We start from the raw sequence: 21,187 nt of genomic DNA on the forward strand, positions 1-21,187 counted from the left end.
CGTGGCCGCACAGGGCCGTGCCGGCAAGCTGCTGGCCCCGGCGCGCCTGCGCGAACAGCCCGCCGCCAGCGGCAGCACCCGCTACCGCGTGCTACTGCCGGCCGCTGCCAGCCGCGAAGACGCCCAGGCCATGGTCAAGCGCATCGTCGCTGCCGGCCTCAGCGATTACTACATCATCAGCCAGGGTGAAGAGAGCAATGCCATCGCCCTGGGCCAGTACCGCAACCGCGAAGGCGCCGAGCGCCGCATCGCGGCCGTGCAGGCGGCCGGGTTCCAGCCGCGCCTGGTGGCCAGCGGCGATGCCGGGCAGTGGTGGCTGGAAGGGCAGCTGGCTGCCGGCAGCGAACCGGCGCAGGCGCAGCAGCGCAGCGGTGCCGCGCAGCAGCGGTCGCTGGAATGCACGCGACTGCGCTAGAATCGCCCCACCGCGGCGCTGCCGCCGGTGAAGCCCCCATGCCGCTTTAGCTCAGTTGGTAGAGCAACTGTCTTGTAAACAGTAGGTCATCCGTTCGATTCGGATAAGCGGCACCATCCTCCGATCCACTGGCATCCACGGATGTCCACGGTGCACAATCAACCCGCTGAAATAGCGGGTTTTTTTGCTTTTCTGTCCCCGGCCGTCCATGAGCATCCACCCAGACTGGGTCTGCAATTGGGGGTACATGGGGATTCAAGCAAGAGAGATAGGACGATGTACCCCCAACGGCCCATAAGTCGTTGACGGATATGGCTGCAAGGAACGCAAAGGGCAAAGAGAAGCCCTACAAGCTTGCGACAGGAGCAGGGCGCTACCTGCAGGTCATGTCCAATGGGAATCGCTACCGGCGAATGAAGTACCGCCATGCGGGCAAAGAGAACTTGCTCTCCATCGGGGTCTACTCGGAGGTGACTCTGAAAGAGGCGTGTGACAGGCGCGACGGCGCGCGTGCGCAGCTGCGAGACGGGAAGGATCCTTCTGAGGAGAAGCAGCTTGGAAAGCTGCGAGTGGATGCTCGAGACATACGCGTTCCCATGGCTGGGCAAGCGCGCAATTGAAGACATCAGCACTGCAGAGGTTCTGTCAGTTCTTCGCCGGCTTGAGGCTCAGGACAAGATTGAGTCGACCCAACGACTGCGCTGCGTAGGCTGGGCTACGGGACAGACGACATGACAGGTCACGGATTCCGGAGCATGGCGTCCACGCTTCTGCACGAAATGGGGGGGGGGGCGTCGGATGCGATTGAGCGGCAATTGGCTCATGCGGAGCGGAATCCAATCAAAGCAGCTTACAACTGTGCTGAGCATCTTCCGGAGCGGCGGCGAATGATGCAGGCATGGGCTGACTACCTGGACAAGCTGAAGAGTGGAAAAGCGAAGCCAGTGCTGCGAGCAGTTGCTTAAGTACGCCAGATGGTATGTGGCCCGTAGTCAAGAGCGTCCATCGCGCTTATCCGCCGGTCTACCGGTGGCTTTGCCGACCCGGACGTTCGCTTTCGGCCACACCCCAACATAGCCCAGGCCTTGTTCCCATGTCGGAGAAGCATGACCGCGGCCTCTCTGGCTTGGATGCCTACTACACCGGCATCCAGGCGCTTGACGAAAATCCTTGGCGTCGACGCAGCCGCCCGTATCTGGAAATGGAAGCATTGGGAGAGACTGTGCTGGAAAGAATCAGACTGTTCCTCAACCTGGAAAACATCTTCAACGTCCGCTAGAGCATCCACAACCCGACGCCTTGGCCTCGCCGCGCCGACGATGGCCAGTGGACCTTGGATGTATGACCGCTGGAAGAGGCTGTGGTGGATGGTGGTGTTGGGATGACGTCCTAGGGTGTGGCCCCGCCCGGAGCGGCGACGTCCGCTTTCGGCCAAAAGCAGACCTTGGTAACCGCCTGAAGCCAGTCGCGCCGCGAAGCGGCGTCCACTTGAAGGAATTGTCAGGCCCGCGCCAGAGGCCACCTACTCCGACACAAGAACCTTGAGTACAACTTTGGAGTGCGTTTCAAGCTCGCCGGTTGGACCAGGCGTGGGATTCTTGAAGGGATCGAACATCATTTCGAACTCGATGCGCTTCCCAACTTGATACGCGGAGAGATCCTTTCTCCGATTTGCTAAGCAGCCGTATGTGAAGAGCGTTCCGTCATCAAGGGACATCTCAAAACCCTGACTCTCATTGTGCATTCCCTCGCGATAGATTCGAGTAATTTCCCCCGCGAGGATTTGAACCGGCGCGACTCCTCGCTCGATGTTGGTCCACCACTCTGGTGAGCCAAAGAGTCCGTAGGTGCCATTGAGGCCGAATGGGCGGCGCTTGTCCAAAGTAAGCGCCTGCGTATCAGCCACCCGCTGCGGATGTGCGCCCAGGTCTTCTTGAAGTGAGTAGATAAGCCTCATTTTGGCATAATGTCCGAGGTATTTCGATTGGCGAAGCCGGTTCGGCTTTACTGAGTTGTCAGGTGGGCACAATCACTTGGCCCACGGCTTGGGTAAGGATTGACACAGCCGCGAGTACGGCACCAATGGCGTTCCACTTGGATTGAGCGGCCAAGGTCTCCCGAACCTCCCACACATCAAAAGTTACTCCAGAGAGATCAGGGGCGTTGCCACTTTTATCAGCAGCGCGACGGCGCCGCAATAGTGCTTCCTCGCGCGAAACCTTTACGCGGCTTGCATGGAGCCAAGCTCCGGCCGACGCAAATGCGACTCCGATTGATATGACCGTCAAGAGACTCATGAGCTTGATCTCACGCCCAACTACCTAATAGTCGCATTCCTGGATCCGGCTATGCGACTTGTCCATAGCGCACCGTATGGTGGGCTATCCCCTTGATACGACGCGATCTTAGTGCGACCTGGTCCGGCTAACAAGCCGACCTATGGCAAGACACATCAAGATGCAGAGCATGTGCGGCGGGGAAAGTCCGCTACGGGGCGGATGCTGCCATGTCGAGCCTACGACTGCTATCGGCCAGGAGCGGACGTCGCAACGAAGAGACAAGTATGGCCTGCCAGGTCACGTCACCCTTAAGACTCCGCGAGGCAAGCTACGTCGACGTTGATCGACGGAGGAACTGCCGGCTCCGCCTATTGGCACCAATCGTGCCTGGAGGGAAGGAGCTTGCTGCTGACTCAGGCATGAGTGCGCAGATACCGTAAATGCGATTTTCTGCATCTACAGCGCTCACTCAGAGCCGTGCTTAGGGTGTGTGGCACGCGGCGGCAACCGCGGCTTTACCGCTCCCAGCCGACGCGGGAAGACAAGAGCTGATTTTCATGCTAATGATTTTGCTCGACAGGAAAGAGGGGCGCCGAATAGGCGCCCCTCTGGATCGATCAATGGGATAATTAGCCTTGGGGTCTAGGATCGGGCACCTGGTCAGCAACAAATCCCTTGTACAGCAAGGTTGCTCTTCTATCAGCAGCGTCCAACTCAGCCGAACTCAGACCCATCTTTGCAATTTCAGTGGCTGCCGAGTAGTCACCCATGAAATGCGCCAGCCTCAGATAAGCAGCCCCATCCACGACACTCGGAACCTTCGATTCTCGGAAAGATTCGGAGATCGCATACAGGGCATAAGTATTCCCCGCCAGAACCTGATTGCGGAGCATTACCTGGCCATCCATAAAGTTCTTCTCAAGGGCAATCCGCTTACCCAGAACCACTGCAGCAGTGGAATCGCCCAATGAAACCTTCTGCTCCAGCGACTCAGTGGTATCTGCACGCAGTTTTTCTAGCTCCGCCTTCGAAGGATAGCGATGATGGATCAGCCATTCAGCCTCCTCTTGCGACCTTGCGTCCAGCGGGCCTGCATCACGGCACTGATCTTTACACATCCTCTCGGCTATGGATGTTGAATCTGCCGTAGCCTCCGAGCGTGCTACATCGCGCCTCACTGCAGTAGATGACTCCGGGCCAACAGACGGCTCGCTGACACCAGCGGCAGCTGCACCAGCGGAACTACCACCATCTGGCGGCGCGCTGTCTTGCGAGCACCCCGCCAGCGCACCCGAAAGCACCAAAGCCAGAATTATCTTCGAACTCATTACTGAACTCCGCACATGTTAGTCTGGACCTGAGTCCACCACTTCGAGCATGCAGCATCCTCTGTTACGGAGCGCCACTTCTCGCCAATCGAATTCCTCGTATCTACAAGAGATACTAAGCCATAAGGAACGTAGTTCTCAAGAGGAACCCCGATGGTGCGCTGGTGCTCGATAAACCAATAAACGAAATTCTGGTTATCGTTCGCTTCTGCATCAAAAGCCTTGAGCATCTGAATACAATACTGCTCCGGCTTCGTGAGCGTCCCGCCCACTCTGTAGTTACTTGATGCGCTGATTTGCATGTCGCAGGTCAGCCCGAGGTGAATTCGCATTCGCGCGTTGGTATCTACCAGGCTGGCCCCTCTAGCAAAGGCATCTACCTGATCTTGCAGGGCTGATTGCAAGAACCAAATCGCATTGGAATCCATCTGAATCGGAGTTCCTTCCCAATATGCTTTTCCGTTGACAAAATTGTGCGCCATGCGCATTGAGGATTTCTGCCCAGCCGGCACCCTATCATCGCCATATAGCGGATTGGTAGGAAGCGGAATGGGATTGGGGCACGCCGCGGGACGCGTGGCAATTAACAGAGCACATGTCTGCGCTTGATCACTACCTGGTGAGCCGCCACCGCCACCGCCAGCACCGCCGCCACCCGGGTCGTAAGCCCCCCAATCGGGCTGCTCTGGCGGCTCATACTCTATTGGCGGAACTGCATCCACGGTGGGAAGATTGCTTGTATCCGCCATGCCAGGCTGCACCGCAAAAAAAGTGCCCGACATAATCATTGAAATCTTCAGCACATGCTTGATTGATTCCTTGAGGTTGGCGCCCGCCACCATCTCCTCACCAAAAATACGTTTGAGCTTCATTTTACCGTCCTGGCATCATCCAATTTTTTTGTTTGATTTATTCCATTACCACGTCTTTAAGTGCTTCAATCGTTTTTGATATAGCCTCCCTGGCTCTAATTGCAAGTTCAGAAGCATCCCCGCTCGACGCAGTCGCCGCAATTTTTTTTGATAAGCCCGCCGATATCCGAGAATTTGCACGCATAATCGCGCTCTCGGTAGGCATGCCGTATGCTAGAAGTGCGTTAAGAGCCCTTCTGTCCAGGCCGCCACACAATAATTCTTGCGCTAACCGGCCAAAATCTCGCGCATGCGAGCACCATTTATGAAAATGCGTAGCATCTGGCTGCGGACGGCCAGTGGCCGCTAGCTCGCGCCACAACTCGGCTGTGCGTACTCGGTCAAACATTAACCGCCATGCGAAATACAGCGCATACAAAGAGCCCGTGCGCAGGGCGATTTGGATCATCAGCGTCCTCGTCAAACGACCATTTCCATCTGCAAGCGGATGAATTGTCAGAAGTTGATACGCAATTGCTTCGATGGTCTCAGGATCACCGCTCGACTGTTGCGCAAAGAGCACCTTAATAAAGTCGGACAATAGATCGGGAATATAGTGCCGATTTGGTAGGGCCAGAGATGATTCAAGAGGAGACTTCCCCCCGACCCACGCTTGACTAGACCTGATTCGGAAGCGAGGTATACCTGCTTGGCGCGCAAGGCCTTCAATAAAAGCGATTGGGTCAACACGCATAGTTATTGAAAGCGGCTTAAGTCCTAGCAGAGGAGGATCGCCCTGTGACGGCTGGAGATTCAGGCCGCTGTTCAGAGTTCCATGGTGCGTACGATTAACGCGTGCTGTGAGGAGGCAAAGGATCGCTATTAGATCCGGATCAAGGTTACCGTCAGGCAAAAACGGTTTGAACGAGCGCTCAGCGAGGGAAGCAGGCATTGCAACAACTACGTTGTTGGCCCCCCATGTGCTCTCATCTGCCAACTGTCGAATGTACGGGGCGGGCGCAAAGTAAGTGCCGACAGGACGTCTTTCCATGACAAAGCTTGTTCATGATCTTGAGCGAGGACTGAATGGTAGTTGTTCTAATCTGTCATGATTGGTCATGCATCACAGATTTGGCCCTTGCAATGGCGCAAGGCTCAGTTTAATAGTCGTACCCTCTCGGCCGGCGTCAGTCAACCAGCGCTTTTGGACCGCCTGACCAATGGAACGATGGATTTCGTTATCGTCTCATCGGCTCCAGCCCGCTTTCGTCACCCTCACGTGCCTTTTGTCCCAGCAACCTTCGTCGCGCCCCAGGTCGAGCGGAGCCAACGGAACGCTCCTTGGGATGCCGCGTTTCTCCAAGTCGGCCGCAGCAGAGCGGCGACCAGAGCCGCTTGTGCCGGATGGCTCAACTGCTCCCCAGCGGACACGGGCACCGGTGGAGACGAATCGCTCTCGCGAAGGCCTCGTCAGGAAGCTCAGAGCGAACAGCTGCTGCCAGGCACGACGAAATCCACACCAGACTCGAGGAGCCTGGAGCCGGTGCAGGGCGACACCCCCTAGGAGCACGAGAACTACCCTCAGGTCGGCGTTTTCAGCCAGTCGATACACCTGGCCTATCAGCAGAGGAGGTGGCATCCGCGCCGACTACGTCGGGACGTTGGCCAGAAGCACTAGGGGCCAAGCAGGATCAATCAGCGATTGCGACATCGGTATTTGATCGTAACGCGGACCGGTCACGGTCAAATCCAGCTGTTACAGTCCCGCGCACGAACTTATTAGGGGCTCGCCTGGTGCTACTGCGGTAGCCAACGATCGACATTGAGTGGCTCTAAGCCATCTCTACAAGTCCGGATCAAGATGGTTCGCCCCCAGACGTAATGCGCCGCTCGCGATCGACGTCCGCATTCGGCCAGAAGCGGACGTCCACCGGATCTGCCTGCCAGTCATCCTCGTCGCGCCGACTGGCGATGCTCGCGACTTTCGCGCCATAGCTGCACAGATGTGATACCACCCCGCAGCACGGTGCCGGCTGGATATGCCGCTTAAAACACGCCCCGCGAGTGCTTCACAGCTCTTGCGCAGCGGCCGGCCGAGCGCGAAGGCAGGAGTTATGAGTTGGGTTTGGCAGTGAGTTGCCATCGCCTGAATGCGTGTGGTAGAAACTGAACCGTAGCAGCCAGCAGTAGCGACGGAGCGATGATCTTATCTCGCTTTGAAATGGATCTTCGCTTTCTGAAAAGGAGGTTATGACGTGTCTCTGGATGAGCATCTTGCTCCTCGCACCATCACGATGATCACGACGTACGGCTGCACTGCGGAATGCCGGCAGTGCTGCTTCGAATCGAGCCCCCGCGTGAAGGGGCGCCTATCTCTCGAAGAGATGACGCAGTCAATCTCTGACGCGAAGCGCAATTTCCCCTCTCTTCTGGTTGCAGTCTTCAGCGGCGGCGAAGCCACTATGCTCAAGGCTGACCTTACCGCCGCCATTGCACATGCAACTAACGAAGGCCTTTCGACACGAATCGTCAGCAACGGTTCGTGGGGGAAAACAATGGCCAGCGCACGTAAAAAGGTCGCTGAACTGGCTGGCGCAGGACTCAAAGAACTGAACCTCAGCACCGGCAAGGACCATCAGGAATGGGTTCCTGCCAAGAGCATCATGCACTGCGCAGTTGCTGCTGCCGAGCATGGGCTTTTCTGCTTGATTACGGTTGAAGCGGACGTCGAGGGAAATCCTCACTTCCGCGCAGTAGTGGAGCAGCCGGAGGTCCGGGCATTGGTCCAGGACAGAAAGCTGGTCATTCAGTCCAACTCCTGGATGCCCTTCCAGGAGACTGGCGACGTGCGAGGTGGAACGGTTGCGAAGCAGACACTGCGCAAGGGGTGCGGCCAGATCTTCGACAACATCGTCGTGACGCCCTACAGAGAAGTCTCGGCGTGCTGCGGCCTGACGCTGGAACACATTCCAGAGATGAAGCTTGGCAGCATCAATGATGAAGCGGTATCAAAGATCTACCAGCGGCAGACTGATGACTTCCTCAAGTACTGGATTCATGCTGACGGTCCGTACCAGATCATCGAAAAGCTCTTACCAGAGCAATCCGCCAACGATCTTCTCAAAGACGTAGTCCACATCTGTCAAGCCTGCGTAATCCTTCACAAGAACCCTGATGTACGCAATCGCTTGCTCGAAAGGCATAAGGAGTTCATGCCGTCTGTCATGACGCGCTTCTTCCTGGCCAAGGCTATCAATGAAGTGGGCTTGAAGCGAGTTGCAAGTCAACCTGCCATGGAGGCAATTCAATGAAGCGTCGTCGTTTCATCCAGTCTACCCTCGTCGCTGCCACTGCAGCCCCTGCCGCGGCAGGTTTGGCTGCTTCCAACGCCGGCACGCGACTCTATGGTGAACCAGGGAGTTTGACCGGTGGCTCGCAGGGAGCCGCTCGCTTCATGTTGCCCATCTCCAGAGCGGGCGTTCCAGTAGAAGGCTGGCTGGAGTACTCAAGGTTCAGTGCCCTGATCGAGGATCTGTTGAAGGACCGTGCTGCCAGTACAGCATTCAATCAAGATCCTGCTGGCTTTCTGAAGAGTCGAGGCATGGACGGCTCGGAGCTCGTAAGGGGCGATGCGAATGTTGCATTGTTGATTGCAATGTCCCAGCCAGAGGTAAAGCAGGCGGTCTTGGACAAGGACTACCGAGCAGTTATCTCCTACCTGCAAGCAGCTGGCACTTTCTCGCCTGTGTCTACTGACGCTCTCACGAAGAGAGTTGGTAACGTTATCCAGCACAACCGGAATGAGATCGCCAGCGGCCTCAAGTTGGCTCCCGGCACCAAACTGGATCTCAAGACCTACAAAAAACTGCTCGCAAGTTCAAATGGTGGTGCCACTCCCCTGGACGCAGCCGCCTTGGCCGCGGTCGGAGATAACAACGACGCATCGCTATTACTCGGGGCTTTCGCCCTCGTTGTTGCAGCCGTTGGTGCTGCTGTGGGTGTGCATTCCGTGGTGGTTGCCTTCACTTGGCTGGCAATCGTGTCGAGCGTGACAGTTGAAGGTGGCGGCGAAGATGATGATGAGAAGAGTCGCTCAGCCCGAGCATATGGAGGCCTGCTGCAAATCTCGGATCCTGGTGCCCAGCAGAACATCGAAATCGCGGGTCGACTAGCCCAGCTTACTGGCTCACCTCGCGTATTCGAGCTGACCAAGGACGAGCTGGCCCGGGCAGAGTTAGGCGCGTTCTTTGCAGCGATGAAGGAACACAGCCTACTTGACTACGATGAAGCGGAGCTTCCCGATCTCGTAGAAGCAACGCTTGGTTTCACCGAGAAATCGATCGGAATGAGCTAGGAGATCCGGACGTATGCAATGCACCATCCCCGTCTCTCTGTTCAATCGCAGCATGCTCTTCCAAGAGCTTGCCCCCGCGGCCGTCCTCTTCATCTGTGCCATAGGCCTCGCATTCCATGGCGGTCTGGAGCCCAGAAAGAAGTTATTTGCGATCGCCATCCTTTGCGTCGTTGGAAGTGCGACCTCGGCATCCACAGCGATGCTGGCGCTGCGTTCGAAGATCGATATCAACGGCGGCACTGCGACCTTGCATGCGGGCTTCTGGAAGGCCGAGTTGCCTACGCCCGCGTTAGTAGGTGCAGGGGCAACTGAACAGGTCAGCGATTCGCTAAGGAAGCGAAAGAATGGCATGAGCTCGGGCGGCGTCAATGCAGGCTGGTTCGAGGATCCGAACGGCAAGCGTGTCTTCGCACTGTCCGCAGGACGAACTCCCGTTCTTCTGACCACCAGCAGCGGCTTCAGCCTGGTACTGGACCAGTCGACAGCTGATGCGATCACTGAGTGTATTCGCAGCGAATCCAGTCGCTAGCCATGCTTGCCCATCGGGTTCCATGGCGCAGCCATGGTGGAGGAACCACCACTTTCAAGCTGGCATTCGAGCGACCCCACTATCCCTTGCGTGCATCCAGCAGGCACGCGGCGCGCTGCGTGCCCACTGTGTCACGGACGTATCTTCACGAGCGGTTGCTGGCGTGAGCCGTGGGGTACATGGCTTGGGGTTGCGGCATCCAATTGATTACTGGAGGCAGGTGCTCCGCTTCATTGGCGCTTTGGCTGGCGTCTGCTCCCGGCCATTAGCGGGCGTCAAGTACGCTCTGCTGAGGTGAGCGTTGCGAGCGAGATTCGTGTCTCCGAGTCACTCGCAGGATCACAGGGCGCGCCCAAGGCTGCTTCGTTGATTTGCGCTCCAGCTGGCCTAAGTCCAAATTGAAGAGCAGTGTTGAAGTGAGCGTGCCCAGTTGAAGCGTGACAGTCCGAGGTATCCGGCAGTGTCCGCTCCCAAAGGAGCGATAGCACGTTCGCGGCAGGGAGCGTAGCGATTGCCATGAGCGGATGCCAAAAGCGTCAGCGAGGGAGGCTACGCGGGTACAGCCGCTGGAAGGCTGGATATCCTCGCACCGGAGGACGTGTTGGCAGCTGGTCAATCTCAGCCGGCTTGGTTGAGCGAGTGGCCCCGAGGTCCTGGTGGACGGCTCCTCGCTGCCACGTTACGATCGTCAGGCGCCGAGATATCAGATTCAGGGGCCATATAGATCGTCCGGGTTGATCCCTGCTCGGATCAAAATGCGATCACGCCGCAACTGTTCTTCCCATTGTGCTGAGAGCTGCGCTGTTGGCACGTCCGCAGAGTTGTGGCACGTCGGACACGTGAGCTGAACGCCGGTTTCGACTTCTTCAAGCCCCCGGCCTGCAGACAGTCGGCACTCTCTGCCGCAGAGCTGACAACTGCAGATGACAGTCTCGACGCTCTTGAGGCTGCCGTTGATGCGCAACAGAGCGCGGATCCTGAGGATCCGCAACGAAATTGACGTGGTCATGGGGTCCAGCCATATCAGGGCTGGACACGGGCGCGAAGAATGTCGCGCCGGAGAAGAGCCAAGAACGGTCACTCTATCGTCCATCCGATGAAAGACGCATCAAGCCGAACTGTGCCAACGACTCTCTCGTGATCATTTCTGGCGTGTGCAGCAAAGTGCGATTATTTTCGATAGTCCCTCGCGCCTGCTCGAGGTTACTGACGTATTCGTTGTCCTACAAAGGGGAAACGGAAATGAGCTTCCAGCAGCCTTCCGCGATCTCTTCAGCGCCGGGATTTCCTCGCAGACTAGGCCGCCTTGCCAAACGCTCCTGAAGGTCGTGTAGCCAGGCAACCTGGGTGCCATGCGGATTTCTGGTGTATATGTCGCAGGCCAGTCGAATTACGGGTGCAACCTCGTGACGGAAGTTCAGCGCAGGAAGAGCCCCGGCATTGAAGGCCAATTCCCAGTGAGCAAGCTCTCTGTCTATGTCGACGTAGTCCTTGTTTCTTGGGCTTTCCATGGCAGTTCTCCTTTCGGGGCTCCGACTCTACTCGCTTAGTCACTCTGCTGTTTGCGCCCTTGTTCATAAATGGGACGCTGAAGTACGCCCTCCTAACGGAGAAGAGAGGACTGTGAGTGGGCAGCACCTAGCTGCAGTGGAGTAACGTATGAACAATGTCAATCAGAGTCAGGATCCGCGTGCCAACGACAGTAGCGATGCCAAGCGAGCTGGGCAGAAGGGACAACAGGGCCAAGTGAATGGCGAAGAGCTCGGTGGCGGTTCCGATGGAAAGGGCGAGAGGAATCCGCAGAAGCAGCAGCAAGGCAGCCAGGAGGGCGGCAAACAGGCAAGTGGCAAGGAAACGCAAGGTGAGCAGCAAAACGCTCGCCGCTAGGGCATAACGAGGAGCCGCGCGTAGCGCGGCTTTCTTCTGGCTCAGCAGGAATCAGAGATCATGGCCTTGCATGAGAAAGCGGTTGGTTTGATGACCAAGATCATGTATCAGTCTCGCCCAGCGGTTACGACGACCATGGGGCTTTGTCGTTCTTGTCATTCCCCGAGCCCTGGTGGAATGGAGTGCGCACGTTGCCTTACTGAAGAGCTCGGACGGATCATCGAGAATCGCGGTGCCGCTGTCCGTTGGCTTGATTCATTTCTGAAGGTTCAGCAGGACGAGGCCCAGGTTTTCCTGTGCGCCAGTCGCGTCGCCCCGAGCGGGCATGCCTGAGCCTGCTACCGGGATTGGGTCCTCCACATGCCTTTCTTCATCAGCATCTACGATAGAAATGGGAGAGGGTTACGCCTTCCTGAAGGGTGGTGGATCGACTTGTCACGTGCTTCTCCGGCCCTGGTCAGGCGATCAACTCGCATTGATCTGCCCATGTCCTCTGTTGACGAGCATCCCCGGATAGATCCAGTGGTGTTGGACGATCTCCATCGCCGTATTGAAGGTGCCCAATGGCTGACCTAGAAAAGTACGACCCAGTAAGCGTACGTTGGCTTAGCTTTCGTCTGCGGAATGGGCAGTCCATTGGGCCAGAGAAGCTGAAGGCCGTTTGGTCAGATGCCGCCGAGATGAATAGCTGCAGCGTGCGCAGGGAACATGGCCCGGACGGTCATGTTGTCTATGTGCTGTATGCGCCGCGTGGTCTTCCTATGCCGCGGCGAGCAGAAATGCGGCTGCGATCAATGCTGGAAGACGCTGGATACGCCTTCACAATGGGAGCGATTGCGGGTCGTCACCCGGTCGGGGGCTAGTCCGATCTCTCGGTCTGGAGGTGGCGAAGGTCAATCGCAGGCCGCGTGATGCCGAGGCCTGAGCTGATTGGCAGGCTTTAGCAATTGCTGCATGGCGGGCTCGACCTCTGAATGAGCACGGGAGATGCCCGCGTAGTCTTTTTATCGCGTCACCTGAGTAACCTTGGCGTTACCGCCCATCTCCGCCTGGATGACCATGAACTGCAGACTCGGCCGCAGCGTCTGCAGCGCTTGCAACTGCGCTGGCGACAGCGCGCTGTTGCGCAGGCGGAAGCTGTGGACTGGTGCGAAAGCGTCACTAGCGAACAGACGCTCGTACGTCGCAAACGACGTCACCGCATCGGCCTCGCAGACATCGGCCCAGGTGAACTGCAGTTCGGTGGACTCGCTGAAATCCAGCAGGCCCAGTGCAGGCAGGTCGCGCGATACAGCCAGGTGTTGGATGAAGCGCTGGGTATCACTGCCAGCGCCGATCTGCAGGATGTTAAGATGCGGCAGCGGCACATCGAAGAAGCTGGTATCGGGCGCGTTGGGCACCACCAGCTCGGTCAAGTAGGGCGCACGGCTGGCGAAGCGGGCGATCTCTCCAGCCTCTTCCATGATCGAGCCTGCGCGCTGGATCAGCGACGCATGGTAGTGCTCCGGTGCGGTGGGCGTGACCACCAGTGAACGCAGACGCGGGAACTGGGCGTTGCTGTCCAGCAGGGTGGTGAACGCCCATTCGCGAGTGCCGTCGCGCCTTCATCCCCGCCCGTGAAGCGCAGCGACATGACAGCGTGGGCAAGGGCAGGATCAGACAGGCAGACCAGCCTCCATTCGAACGCCGCGTCCCACGGGTTGCCGAAAAATTCCACGTGCAGCCCGCCGTACAGCGGGGCCACCGTCGGACGTGTCTGCAGTGCCGACCACAGCGGCCCGGCGGGGTCGGTGATGTCCAGGTCGTACTCGTCGGCCGTCTCCAGGCTGAAGGCGTGGATGCGCTGCTGCAGTTCCAGCAGCCACTGCTGGGCGAGTTCGAAGTCAGGCGCGGCCGTGGCAGGTAACCAGTCATCCTTGGGTGAGCCGGGATGATAGCCTCGGCCCTGCAGGTTCGGCAGCGCCGTACCTGTCTTCACGACGCTCCTCACGAACCGCCATCCCGGTCCCGTCGCATACTGTCGCCATCCGCCCGTCCGGGCCACGTTGGGAATCGATCATGCGCCGCCACGCTGTTTCCCTTGCTGCTGCACTGCTGTGCTCCGCCTTCGCGGCCCCGGCCATGGCCGCCGTGCCGTTCTTCAATGCCAGCTGCCCCGGCGGCCTGGATGTGCACGCCGACGAGGGCGGCCCGGTGTACGTGCAGGGGCGGGAGGCGGCGCTGAAGCGCTTCAACGACCGCTATTTCGAAGCGCGCGACGCGCAGAGCGGGGTGACGCTGTCGATCACTACCGGTGACGACGGTGCGCCGCAGATCAGCTACACCGGCCGGGGCGGTGCCAACGGCATCTGCCAGGTCAGCGGTGGCGGCGCACCCGTGGCGGGCGAGCGACATGATCGCCGCCGCCACGATGACAGTGACGATGAAGGTGCGGCGCTGCCGCGCGAAGCCACCTGCGAGTCCACCGACCAGCGCCAGGTGTCGTGCGAGATGGACACGCGCGGCAACGTGGAAGTCGCCCGCCAGCTCAGCCGCACCCGCTGCGAGCAGGGCCAGAACTGGGGCCTGTCGCGGCATTCGGTGTGGGTGAACGGCGGCTGCCGCGCCGTGTTCCGCAACACCTCGCGCGCTGCGTACACCGCGCCGGGCGGCGGTACTGCACTGGGGTCATGCAACACGCGCAAGGGCGCACAGGGCACGCTGGTGACCCAGGTGCCGGTGGGCAGCGACTACCAGGAACTGATCATCGATTACCCGGATGGCCGCTTCCTGTGCATGCTGCGCAACAACGGCGAAGTGCAGAGTGTGACCCCGATGCGCCGCCGCTGAGCGCCGAACCGCCCCAGCGTGGTACGCCGGGGCCTGCAGGGAGGCGACACCATCGACTACTCGCCGCTGGCGGTCACTGAGTCTGCCGCCGGAGCAGATGCAGTGGCTGAGTCAATGCAGAGATGGGTGACCTGTAGACGAGTGCCTGGTCCGGGATCCCTCGGCATGGGGGAGCTTTCGCACCGACCGCTTCCGGTTTGCTGAACCTTGCATTCGCCCATTACGCAGGCCCACGTGGTACCAGTGGCCAAGGTCAGATCCACAACGCTGGTGCTGCGTCCGCTTTGAACGAGGGCGTACGACAGGCTCAACGGATCATTGCCATACCTTGAGTGCCCCCGGCCTGTGAGCAGAATCCACTTGCCCTTCCCACCTGTCGCTTGCTCTTCGGACGCCAATGCGGACAACGAGCTTGCGCCAAAGTCTTCCTTACCCGTTATCCGCCTGTCGAACCCAACAAGTCGAATGAATCCCTGCGATTCCAGTCGGACGAGGCGCTCGATCAGTTCCAGGTTCGCGGCACTTGATCGACCGTCCCTCGATCTGGCCCAGAAGACGTCCTTGAACACTTCCTGCCTCCCGCGTCCGGCTGAGTCTCTGACGGCTTTGATGGAAGAGGCGGGCATCTCCACGCCCACAAGGGGGGGGCGCGATTTCGATGCGAACTTACAGACAGCGTCGAAGAACCATTGCGGCGTCTGGACGTTCCCGTGAACCTCGCCAAAAACGATAGCGTCGAAGCCATCGGCAGCCACCGAGCTCAAGGTTGTATTTCCACCTGCAGTGCACTCAACCGGGGCGTCATCGGCCCCTGTGCAAGAGGCTGAAAGAGCACCCAGTGCCAACAGCGCGAACGTGCGGGCGATGTTCAATGTGCCTCCCAATCCATGGGGAGCCCTGACGCGTCCCTGCTGGACAGATTCTGCAAACCACTCTCCTTGGGTTCGAACAGCCGTTTCGCACGTTGCCTTCCCGCGAATACTCGGCACTCCCATTGTCGCGGTCAAGGGAACTGCATCATCCGATCTTGTTGTGGGACTGATCGCACGTCCCGGGGGAAGGCGGCTGGGAGGAGGGGGATTCCGGAGAACCTGAGAAGTGCTTGCCGCGCTCTGATCGTTGAATGTTCCTGCTGCACCGCCGCGAGTGGTGTCACATCCCTCTGGCTAGACTGTGCTTCTTTTTCGTCTGCAGGAGGCACCCATGGCCCACCCCATTTCCGTCACCCTGATCGGCGTGCCCACCGACGTGGGCGCGGGCCATCGTGGTGCGCGGCTTGGCCCGGAAGCCCTGCGCGTGGCCGGCCTGCCGGAGGCGCTGGCGGCGCGCGGCGTGGACGTGCGCGACCTGGGCAACCTGGATGGCCCGCGCAACCCGTGGACCTCGCCGGTGCAGGGTTACCGCCACTTGGACGAGGTGGTGGCCTGGAACCGAGCGCTGATGGACGCCAGCTACGCTGAACTGCAGGCCGGGCGCATGCCGATCATGCTGGGCGGCGACCATTGCCTGGGCATCGGTTCGATCACCGCCGTCGCCCGCTGGTGCCGCGAACAGGGCAAGACCCTGCGCGTGCTGTGGCTGGATGCGCATTCGGATTTCAACACCAGCGATGTTACCCCGTCGGGCAACATCCACGGCATGCCGGTGGCGTGCCTGTGCGGCCTCGGCCCGGACGCGCTGACCCAGCTGGGCGGCAGCAGCCCGGCCATCACCCCGGCGCAGATGCACCAGATCGGCATCCGTTCGGTGGACCCGGACGAGAAGCGCCTGATCAAGACCCACAAGGTCGATGTATACGACATGCGCTACATCGACGAGAACGGCATGAAGCGCACCGTGGAAGCGGCACTTGCCGGCATCGACCAGAACACCCACCTGCACGTCAGCTTCGACGTGGACTTCCTCGACCCGAGCATCGCCCCGGGCGTGGGCACCACGGTGCCGGGCGGGGTGAACTACCGCGAGGCGCAGCTGGTGATGGAGATGATCGCCGACAGCGGCCGCATGGGCTCGTTGGACATCGTTGAACTGAACCCGCTGCTGGACACGCAGAACGCGACCGCCGAGCTGGCCGTGGACCTGGTGGAAAGCCTGTTCGGCAAGTCCACGCTGATGCGCGGTTGAGGCCGGCGACCTTCGCCTGAATGGCGTGTGGGCCTGTTCACACTCGCTGCACGCGGCAGACGCCAGATTGCACGTCACGCAAGGCCATTCCACTGTGGGAATGGCCAAGCGCGATGAAAACCATGTAGTGGCGAACCCCAGGAGAAAACCCATGAAGCGTGTAGTTGCCCTGATGCTGTTGTCGATGTTCTCGGTGGCCATGCTGGCTGGCTGCAATACCGTTGCCGGCGCCGGCAAGGATGTGCAGAAGGCTGGCCAGTCGGTTGAGGACGCCGCCAAGGGCAACTGAGCCCGGGGTGGTGCCCAATCAAAAAGGCCGGGACACTGTCCCGGCCTTTTTCTTTTTGCGCAGGCAAGCCCGTCGGTAGTGAACCATTCAAGCAGGTGAGCATGCTTTTCATTGCGGGTTGACTGTTGTTCAACGCCGAGTGCGCCAAGCTGCTGCCACGGTAAGAACGCCGTTGCAACCGAGGACTCGAGCAATGAACAAAGACATCATTTCCGGCAAGTGGTCGCAGCTGAAGGGCAAGGCCCAAGCCAAGTGGGGCGATCTGACCAACGACGATTTCGATGTGGCCGAAGGCAACGCCGAGTACCTGTCAGGTCGCCTGCAGGAACGCTATGGCTGGGCCAAGGACCGCGCTGAGAAGGAAGTGAGCGAGTTCTCTGACAGCGTCCGCAAGGATTACCCGGACTTCAAGTAAGTCCGTCGCGCTTCCCCCACAGCGCGCCCGCACAGCCCCGCGCCCGTACCGTGATGGTGCGGGCGTCGTGCTGTCTGCCTCAGTGTGCCGGCGGGTCGGGCACGTAGCGGTTGGGGAAGGCCTGCGGCTCGCGCGGCAGGCGCGAGCGCGTATCCATCACGATGCCGCGTGCGCGCAGGTTGCGTGCGCTGTCGTAGCGCAGCTCCTGCACTTGGGCGGGGCTGCGGCTGGCGCGCTCGAACGCGGTGTCACGCACCTGCGAAGTCTCGCGGTCGCCGTGGCCGGTGCCCAGTGCCGGGGCCTGCGACCTGGCGGCGTAGCCCTCGGCACGGCTGGCGCTGCTGTCAGCGGCCGCTTCGGCCGCCGGGGCCGCGGGCGCCGGTGGCGGCAACTGCCGCAGGCGCGGTTCCGGGCGGGGCTGCGGACGCCAGCGGTACATCTCGTTGAACACCGCGATGCCGATCACGCCGACGTTGTCCGGCCGCCCGGTGCGGCTGGCATAGCTGCCGCCGGGGCTGCTGAACACGAACTGGGCCACCTCGTCCTGGCTCTTGCGCCAGCCGGTGATGTCCGCGCTCTGGCCGGGGTTGAGCACGTAGCCGGTCTGCGAGGGGTTGGCGTCTTCGCCGGAAATGGCATTGATGCCGTCCACTGACAGCACCACCAGCACGCGCCGCGGGCTGTCGTTGTGCAGGCGCACCGCATAACGATGGCCGCGCTCGCCGGCCACCCAGCGCTGGCCGTCGGCCGGGTAGCTGCGCAGTTCGGTGCCGCGGTCGCGGTCGACCAGGCTCATGCGGACCGGGCCGTCCGGCGCGACCGGCGGCGGCAGCGGGGCCGGTCGGAAGCCGGCCAAGGGCAGGATCAGCAGCAGGGGCAGCAGGCGTTTCATCGGGCGTCTCCAGCGGGGTTGGGTGAACAAACGCGCCGCAGGCCCTGACGGGGTTGGTCGCGGGCACGGTAAACTGGCCCCGTTCATCGAAGGTTACCCCACGCAGTCATGACGACCCGAGTCCTTACCGGCATCACCCCCTCCGGCACGCCCCACCTGGGCAACTACGTTGGCGCCATCCGTCCGGCCATCGCGGCCAGCCGCGCGCCGGACATCGAGAGCTTCTTCTTCCTGGCCGATCTGCACAGCCTGATCAAGTCGCAGGACCCGCAGCGCACCCAGCGCGCGACCCTGGAGATCGCCGCCAGCTGGCTGGCCTGTGGCCTGGACCCGGAACACGTGTGGTTCTACCGCCAGAGCGACATCCGCGAGACCACCGAGCTGATGTGGTTCCTCACCGCCATCGCCAGCAAGGGCATCCTCAACCGTGCCCATGCCTACAAGGCGGCGGTGGACAAGAACCGTGAGGAAGGCCAGGACGAGGACGCAGGTGTCAGCGCCGGCCTGTTCATGTACCCGGTGCTGATGGCGGCCGACATCCTGATCTTCAAGGCCAACCAGGTACCGGTGGGCCGTGACCAGATCCAGCACATCGAGATGGCGCGCGACTTCGCCCAGCGCTTCAACCACGTGTACGGCAAGGAGTATTTCCCGCTGCCGGACGTGGTGATCGACGAGCAGGTGGCAACCCTGGCGGGCCTGGATGGCCGCAAGATGAGCAAGAGTTACCACAACACCATTCCGCTGTTCGTGCCGCGCGAAGAGCTGAAGAAACTGGTGTTCTCGATCCTGACCGACTCGCGTGCACCGGGCGAGCCGAAGGACACCGAAGGTTCGGCGCTGTTCCAGATGTACCAGGCGTTCGCCACCCCTGAACAGACCGCCGCATTCGCCAAGGCTTTCGCCGACGGCATCAGCTGGGGCGATGCCAAGCAGCAGCTGTTCGAGCGCATCGACAGCGAACTGTCGCCGCTGCGCGAGCGCTACAACGCGCTGATGGCCGAGCCGGAGAAGATCGAGGCACTGCTCAAGCGCCGTGGCCAGCAGCTGCGTGAGCAGCTGGCGGCACCGCTGCTGGAAGAGCTGCGCCATGCGGTGGGCCTGCGAGATCTGTCCGATGCCGGCGACATCGCCAGCGAAGATGCCGGTGAAGCCCGCGCCGCGCCGCCGCTGTTCAAGCAGTACCGCGAGAAGGATGGCCGTTTCTACTTCAAGCTGACTGCAGGTGACGGCACGCTGCTGATCCAGAGCGAGGGCTTCGACTCGCCGCGTGATGCCGGCCAGTTGATCGCCGTGCTGAAGCAGGCCGAGCAGGGCGACCAGCTGCAGAGCGATCTGTTCAAGCTGGAAGCCGAGGTCGATGCGGTGCTGGCGGCGCTGGCCGTGCTGCGCGAAGCGGCCTGACCTGCACCACCTTTGTAGAGCCGAGCCCACGCTCGGCTTTGCTTTGCATATGTAGAGCCGAGCCCACGCTCGGCTTGGCGGAAAAGCAGCCGAGCATCGGCTCGGCTCTACAGTGCATTGCGGCCATGGCATGATGTCGGCGCGCCTCAGGCGCGATGACATGGAGTCTGCAATGGCCTGGTTGTCGCTGCTGCTGTTCCTGCCCTGGTTCATTCTGCTGGGCAGCCTGTATTGGCTGTTTCCGCGCCAGCCGCGTACCGCGCGGCGACGCTTGTTCGATGGCGCCACCCTGGCGCTGGCGCTCGCCCTGAGCATCGTGGCGATGCTGTGGGGCCACCACATCGGTCTGGTACAGCCGGGCGCCGGACCGATCTGGCCGCAGGTGCTGGCGGTGCTGTACGCCTATGGCGCGTTCCTGGCGGTGCTGGTGATGGCCCTGTTGCTGCGCCCGCGCTGGTTGCGCCTCTGATGTAGCGCCCCGCGTGTGCCCTCTGTAGAGCCGAGCCCACGCTCGGCTGATGTCTGGCAGAAAGGCTGCCGAGCGTGGGCTCCGGCTCTACAGAATTGCTCCCTCCGACCAAAGCCGCATCGATCACGCCATGCCGGCGCGCCTACCATGGGCCTCTGTTCCCGATCCTGCCAGGTGCGCGTCGATGACCGCCGATCCCAGCATCCACACCATCGATACCGGTTTCCAACGGCCTGATTTCGATGCCGCCTACCTGATCATCGAAAACGGCCGTGCCGCGTTCGTCGACTGCGGTACCGGCCTGTCGGTGCCGGCGATGCTGCAGGCCTTGACCGACAACGGGCTGGGCGTGGAGGCGGTGGACTGGCTGCTGCTGACCCACGTGCATCTGGATCATGCCGGCGGCGCTGGCCTGCTGATGCAGCAGCTGCCGAATGCGAAGGCCGTGCTGCACCCGCGCGGCGCGCCGCACATGATCGACCCGACCCGGCTGATTGCCGGTGCCACGGCGGTCTACGGCGCCGAGGAGATCGCCCGCAGCTACGGCCGCATCGAGGCGATTCCCGAGGCCCGCGTGGTGGTGGCCGAAGATGGCCACCGCATCGACCTGGCCGGCCGTGAACTGCTGTTGCTGCACACGCCGGGGCATGCGCTGCACCACTACTGCGTGTGGGACGCGCGCAGCCGCAGCTGGTTCACCGGCGATACCTTCGGCATCTCCTACCGCGAGCTGGACAGCGCGCAGGGTGCCTTCATCTTCCACACGTCCTCGCCGGTGCAGTTCGATCCGGAGGCGATGAAGGCGTCGATCCAGCGCATGCTGGGCTATGGCCCGCAGGCGATGTACCTCACCCACTATGGTCGCGTGCAGCAGGTGCAGAAGCTGGCCGACGACCTGTTCGAGCAGATCGACGCGATGGCGACGATCGGCCGCCAGTGCGATGGGCGCCCGGACCGCCACCGTTGCCTGCTGGCCGCGCTGCAGGCGCTGTACCTGGAACGTGCACATCAGCATGGTTGCGCGCTGGACCAGGCCGCGGTGGCCGAGGTGCTGGCGATGGACATCGAGCTGAACGCTCAGGGCTTGGCCTGCTGGCTGGACCGCGCATCACGCTGACCGGG

20 protein-coding genes, 1 tRNA gene and 1 pseudogene are annotated in these 21,187 nt (G+C 60.9%); 15 read left to right on the forward strand and 7 right to left on the reverse strand.

What is annotated here, in order from left to right; translation table 11 throughout:
• From DCO49_RS05405 to DCO49_RS05420, 4 genes and pseudogenes are all read left to right on the forward strand, one after another.
• Window positions 1-415 (forward strand): annotated as a pseudogene (locus tag DCO49_RS05405) (SPOR domain-containing protein); the annotation flags it as partial.
• Between the two features lie 40 nt (window positions 416-455).
• Window positions 456-531 (forward strand) — tRNA-Thr (locus DCO49_RS05410).
• 195 nt (window positions 532-726) lie between these two features.
• A complete protein-coding gene (locus DCO49_RS20495; protein WP_243402669.1) occupies window positions 727-1,035 on the forward strand; it encodes an Arm DNA-binding domain-containing protein in 309 nt (102 codons plus the stop codon).
• 473 nt (window positions 1,036-1,508) lie between these two features.
• Window positions 1,509-1,694 carry a hypothetical protein gene (locus tag DCO49_RS05420; RefSeq protein ID WP_116863149.1) on the forward strand — a complete coding sequence of 62 codons (186 nt, stop codon included), beginning with the start codon at window positions 1,509-1,511 and terminating at the stop codon, window positions 1,692-1,694.
• Window positions 1,695-1,937: 243 nt separating this feature from the next.
• Here DCO49_RS05420 and DCO49_RS05425 read toward each other — a convergent pair whose 3' ends face one another.
• The 4 genes from DCO49_RS05425 to DCO49_RS05440 form a co-directional block, all read right to left on the reverse strand.
• Window positions 1,938-2,372, reverse strand: a complete 435-nt coding sequence (locus DCO49_RS05425; protein WP_116863150.1) for a hypothetical protein — start codon at window positions 2,370-2,372, stop codon at window positions 1,938-1,940.
• A gap of 951 nt (window positions 2,373-3,323) precedes the next feature.
• Entirely contained in the window at window positions 3,324-4,022 is a 699-nt protein-coding gene (locus DCO49_RS20110; protein WP_133249390.1) for a hypothetical protein, read from the reverse strand.
• Window positions 4,022-4,894, reverse strand: a complete 873-nt coding sequence (locus DCO49_RS20115) for a hypothetical protein (RefSeq protein WP_133249391.1) — start codon at window positions 4,892-4,894, stop codon at window positions 4,022-4,024. Before DCO49_RS20115 ends, DCO49_RS20110 begins: the two co-directional genes overlap by 1 nt.
• A 37-nt stretch (window positions 4,895-4,931) precedes the next feature.
• The gene (locus DCO49_RS05440) at window positions 4,932-5,924 is read right to left on the reverse strand and encodes a Fic family protein (protein ID WP_116863153.1); all 993 of its coding nucleotides are present in this window, start codon (window positions 5,922-5,924) and stop codon (window positions 4,932-4,934) included.
• A 1,204-nt stretch (window positions 5,925-7,128) separates the two neighbouring features.
• Between DCO49_RS05440 and DCO49_RS05445 the strand changes: the two genes are divergently transcribed.
• The 4 genes from DCO49_RS05445 to DCO49_RS20120 all read left to right on the forward strand — a co-directional run bounded on the left by DCO49_RS05445 (window position 7,129) and on the right by DCO49_RS20120 (window position 11,643).
• The gene (locus DCO49_RS05445; RefSeq protein ID WP_116863154.1) at window positions 7,129-8,184 is read left to right on the forward strand and encodes a radical SAM protein; all 1,056 of its coding nucleotides are present in this window, start codon (window positions 7,129-7,131) and stop codon (window positions 8,182-8,184) included.
• Complete coding sequence (locus tag DCO49_RS05450; RefSeq protein ID WP_133249392.1) at window positions 8,181-9,227, forward strand: hypothetical protein; 1,047 nt, start codon at window positions 8,181-8,183, stop codon at window positions 9,225-9,227. Before DCO49_RS05445 ends, DCO49_RS05450 begins: the two co-directional genes overlap by 4 nt.
• A 13-nt stretch (window positions 9,228-9,240) precedes the next feature.
• Entirely contained in the window at window positions 9,241-9,756 is a 516-nt protein-coding gene (locus DCO49_RS05455) for a hypothetical protein (protein ID WP_116863156.1), read from the forward strand.
• Between the two features lie 1,659 nt (window positions 9,757-11,415).
• Entirely contained in the window at window positions 11,416-11,643 is a 228-nt protein-coding gene (locus DCO49_RS20120; protein ID WP_133249393.1) for a hypothetical protein, read from the forward strand.
• Window positions 11,644-12,647: 1,004 nt separating this feature from the next.
• On the opposite strand, the gene DCO49_RS05485 is transcribed toward DCO49_RS20120, so the two are convergent.
• Window positions 12,648-13,169, reverse strand: coding sequence for a hypothetical protein (locus DCO49_RS05485; protein ID WP_116863162.1), 522 nt, complete (start codon window positions 13,167-13,169; stop codon window positions 12,648-12,650).
• Complete coding sequence (locus DCO49_RS05490; protein WP_133249394.1) at window positions 13,127-13,621, reverse strand: hypothetical protein; 495 nt, start codon at window positions 13,619-13,621, stop codon at window positions 13,127-13,129. The genes DCO49_RS05485 and DCO49_RS05490 overlap by 43 nt, the downstream gene beginning before the upstream one ends.
• Window positions 13,622-13,701: 80 nt before the next feature.
• Between DCO49_RS05490 and DCO49_RS05495 the strand changes: the two genes are divergently transcribed.
• From DCO49_RS05495 to DCO49_RS05515, 4 genes are all read left to right on the forward strand, one after another.
• A complete protein-coding gene (locus DCO49_RS05495; RefSeq protein WP_116863164.1) occupies window positions 13,702-14,472 on the forward strand; it encodes a DUF3011 domain-containing protein in 771 nt (256 codons plus the stop codon).
• A gap of 1,203 nt (window positions 14,473-15,675) precedes the next feature.
• On the forward strand, window positions 15,676-16,596 hold the full coding sequence (gene rocF / locus DCO49_RS05505; protein WP_116863166.1) for an arginase: 921 nt from the start codon (window positions 15,676-15,678) through the stop codon (window positions 16,594-16,596).
• A 151-nt stretch (window positions 16,597-16,747) separates the two neighbouring features.
• Window positions 16,748-16,885: an entericidin A/B family lipoprotein gene (locus DCO49_RS05510; protein ID WP_079224917.1), complete on the forward strand. Its 138-nt coding sequence runs from the start codon at window positions 16,748-16,750 to the stop codon at window positions 16,883-16,885.
• Window positions 16,886-17,078: 193 nt separating this feature from the next.
• Complete coding sequence (locus DCO49_RS05515) at window positions 17,079-17,300, forward strand: CsbD family protein (RefSeq protein ID WP_116863167.1); 222 nt, start codon at window positions 17,079-17,081, stop codon at window positions 17,298-17,300.
• Between the two features lie 79 nt (window positions 17,301-17,379).
• Here the strand turns inward: DCO49_RS05515 and DCO49_RS05520 are convergent, their stop codons facing one another.
• On the reverse strand, window positions 17,380-18,192 hold the full coding sequence (locus DCO49_RS05520; RefSeq protein WP_116863168.1) for a hypothetical protein: 813 nt from the start codon (window positions 18,190-18,192) through the stop codon (window positions 17,380-17,382).
• Window positions 18,193-18,300: 108 nt separating this feature from the next.
• On the opposite strand from DCO49_RS05520, the gene DCO49_RS05525 reads away from it, so the two are divergent.
• The 3 genes from DCO49_RS05525 to DCO49_RS05535 all read left to right on the forward strand — a co-directional run bounded on the left by DCO49_RS05525 (window position 18,301) and on the right by DCO49_RS05535 (window position 21,182).
• Entirely contained in the window at window positions 18,301-19,596 is a 1,296-nt protein-coding gene (locus DCO49_RS05525) for a tryptophan--tRNA ligase (RefSeq protein WP_099819623.1), read from the forward strand.
• A gap of 172 nt (window positions 19,597-19,768) precedes the next feature.
• A complete protein-coding gene (locus DCO49_RS05530) occupies window positions 19,769-20,065 on the forward strand; it encodes a hypothetical protein (protein ID WP_099819624.1) in 297 nt (98 codons plus the stop codon).
• 184 nt (window positions 20,066-20,249) lie between these two features.
• Window positions 20,250-21,182, forward strand: a complete 933-nt coding sequence (locus DCO49_RS05535) for an MBL fold metallo-hydrolase (protein WP_116863169.1) — start codon at window positions 20,250-20,252, stop codon at window positions 21,180-21,182.
• Window positions 21,183-21,187 lie beyond the last annotated feature (5 nt).

This window comes from Stenotrophomonas sp. SPM, assembly GCF_003105135.1.
In the GTDB taxonomy this organism is placed as follows: domain Bacteria; phylum Pseudomonadota; class Gammaproteobacteria; order Xanthomonadales; family Xanthomonadaceae; genus Stenotrophomonas.

Excerpts from the sequence above, each read along its gene's own strand:
- DCO49_RS20495 (WP_243402669.1), top strand. The coding sequence starts at position 727 with ATGGCTGCAAGGAACGCAAAGGGCAAAGAGAAGCCCTACAAGCTTGCG.
- DCO49_RS05420 (WP_116863149.1), top strand. The coding sequence starts at position 1,509 with ATGTCGGAGAAGCATGACCGCGGCCTCTCTGGCTTGGATGCCTACTAC.
- DCO49_RS05425 (WP_116863150.1), bottom strand. The coding sequence starts at position 2,372 with ATGAGGCTTATCTACTCACTTCAAGAAGACCTGGGCGCACATCCGCAG.
- DCO49_RS20110 (WP_133249390.1), bottom strand. The coding sequence starts at position 4,022 with ATGAGTTCGAAGATAATTCTGGCTTTGGTGCTTTCGGGTGCGCTGGCG.
- DCO49_RS20115 (WP_133249391.1), bottom strand. The coding sequence starts at position 4,894 with ATGAAGCTCAAACGTATTTTTGGTGAGGAGATGGTGGCGGGCGCCAAC.
- DCO49_RS05440 (WP_116863153.1), bottom strand. The coding sequence starts at position 5,924 with ATGGAAAGACGTCCTGTCGGCACTTACTTTGCGCCCGCCCCGTACATT.
- DCO49_RS05450 (WP_133249392.1), top strand. The coding sequence starts at position 8,181 with ATGAAGCGTCGTCGTTTCATCCAGTCTACCCTCGTCGCTGCCACTGCA.
- DCO49_RS05455 (WP_116863156.1), top strand. The coding sequence starts at position 9,241 with ATGCAATGCACCATCCCCGTCTCTCTGTTCAATCGCAGCATGCTCTTC.
- DCO49_RS20120 (WP_133249393.1), top strand. The coding sequence starts at position 11,416 with ATGAACAATGTCAATCAGAGTCAGGATCCGCGTGCCAACGACAGTAGC.
- DCO49_RS05495 (WP_116863164.1), top strand. The coding sequence starts at position 13,702 with ATGCGCCGCCACGCTGTTTCCCTTGCTGCTGCACTGCTGTGCTCCGCC.
- rocF (WP_116863166.1), top strand. The coding sequence starts at position 15,676 with ATGGCCCACCCCATTTCCGTCACCCTGATCGGCGTGCCCACCGACGTG.
- DCO49_RS05510 (WP_079224917.1), top strand. The coding sequence starts at position 16,748 with ATGAAGCGTGTAGTTGCCCTGATGCTGTTGTCGATGTTCTCGGTGGCC.
- DCO49_RS05515 (WP_116863167.1), top strand. The coding sequence starts at position 17,079 with ATGAACAAAGACATCATTTCCGGCAAGTGGTCGCAGCTGAAGGGCAAG.
- DCO49_RS05520 (WP_116863168.1), bottom strand. The coding sequence starts at position 18,192 with ATGAAACGCCTGCTGCCCCTGCTGCTGATCCTGCCCTTGGCCGGCTTC.
- DCO49_RS05525 (WP_099819623.1), top strand. The coding sequence starts at position 18,301 with ATGACGACCCGAGTCCTTACCGGCATCACCCCCTCCGGCACGCCCCAC.
- DCO49_RS05530 (WP_099819624.1), top strand. The coding sequence starts at position 19,769 with ATGGCCTGGTTGTCGCTGCTGCTGTTCCTGCCCTGGTTCATTCTGCTG.
- DCO49_RS05535 (WP_116863169.1), top strand. The coding sequence starts at position 20,250 with ATGACCGCCGATCCCAGCATCCACACCATCGATACCGGTTTCCAACGG.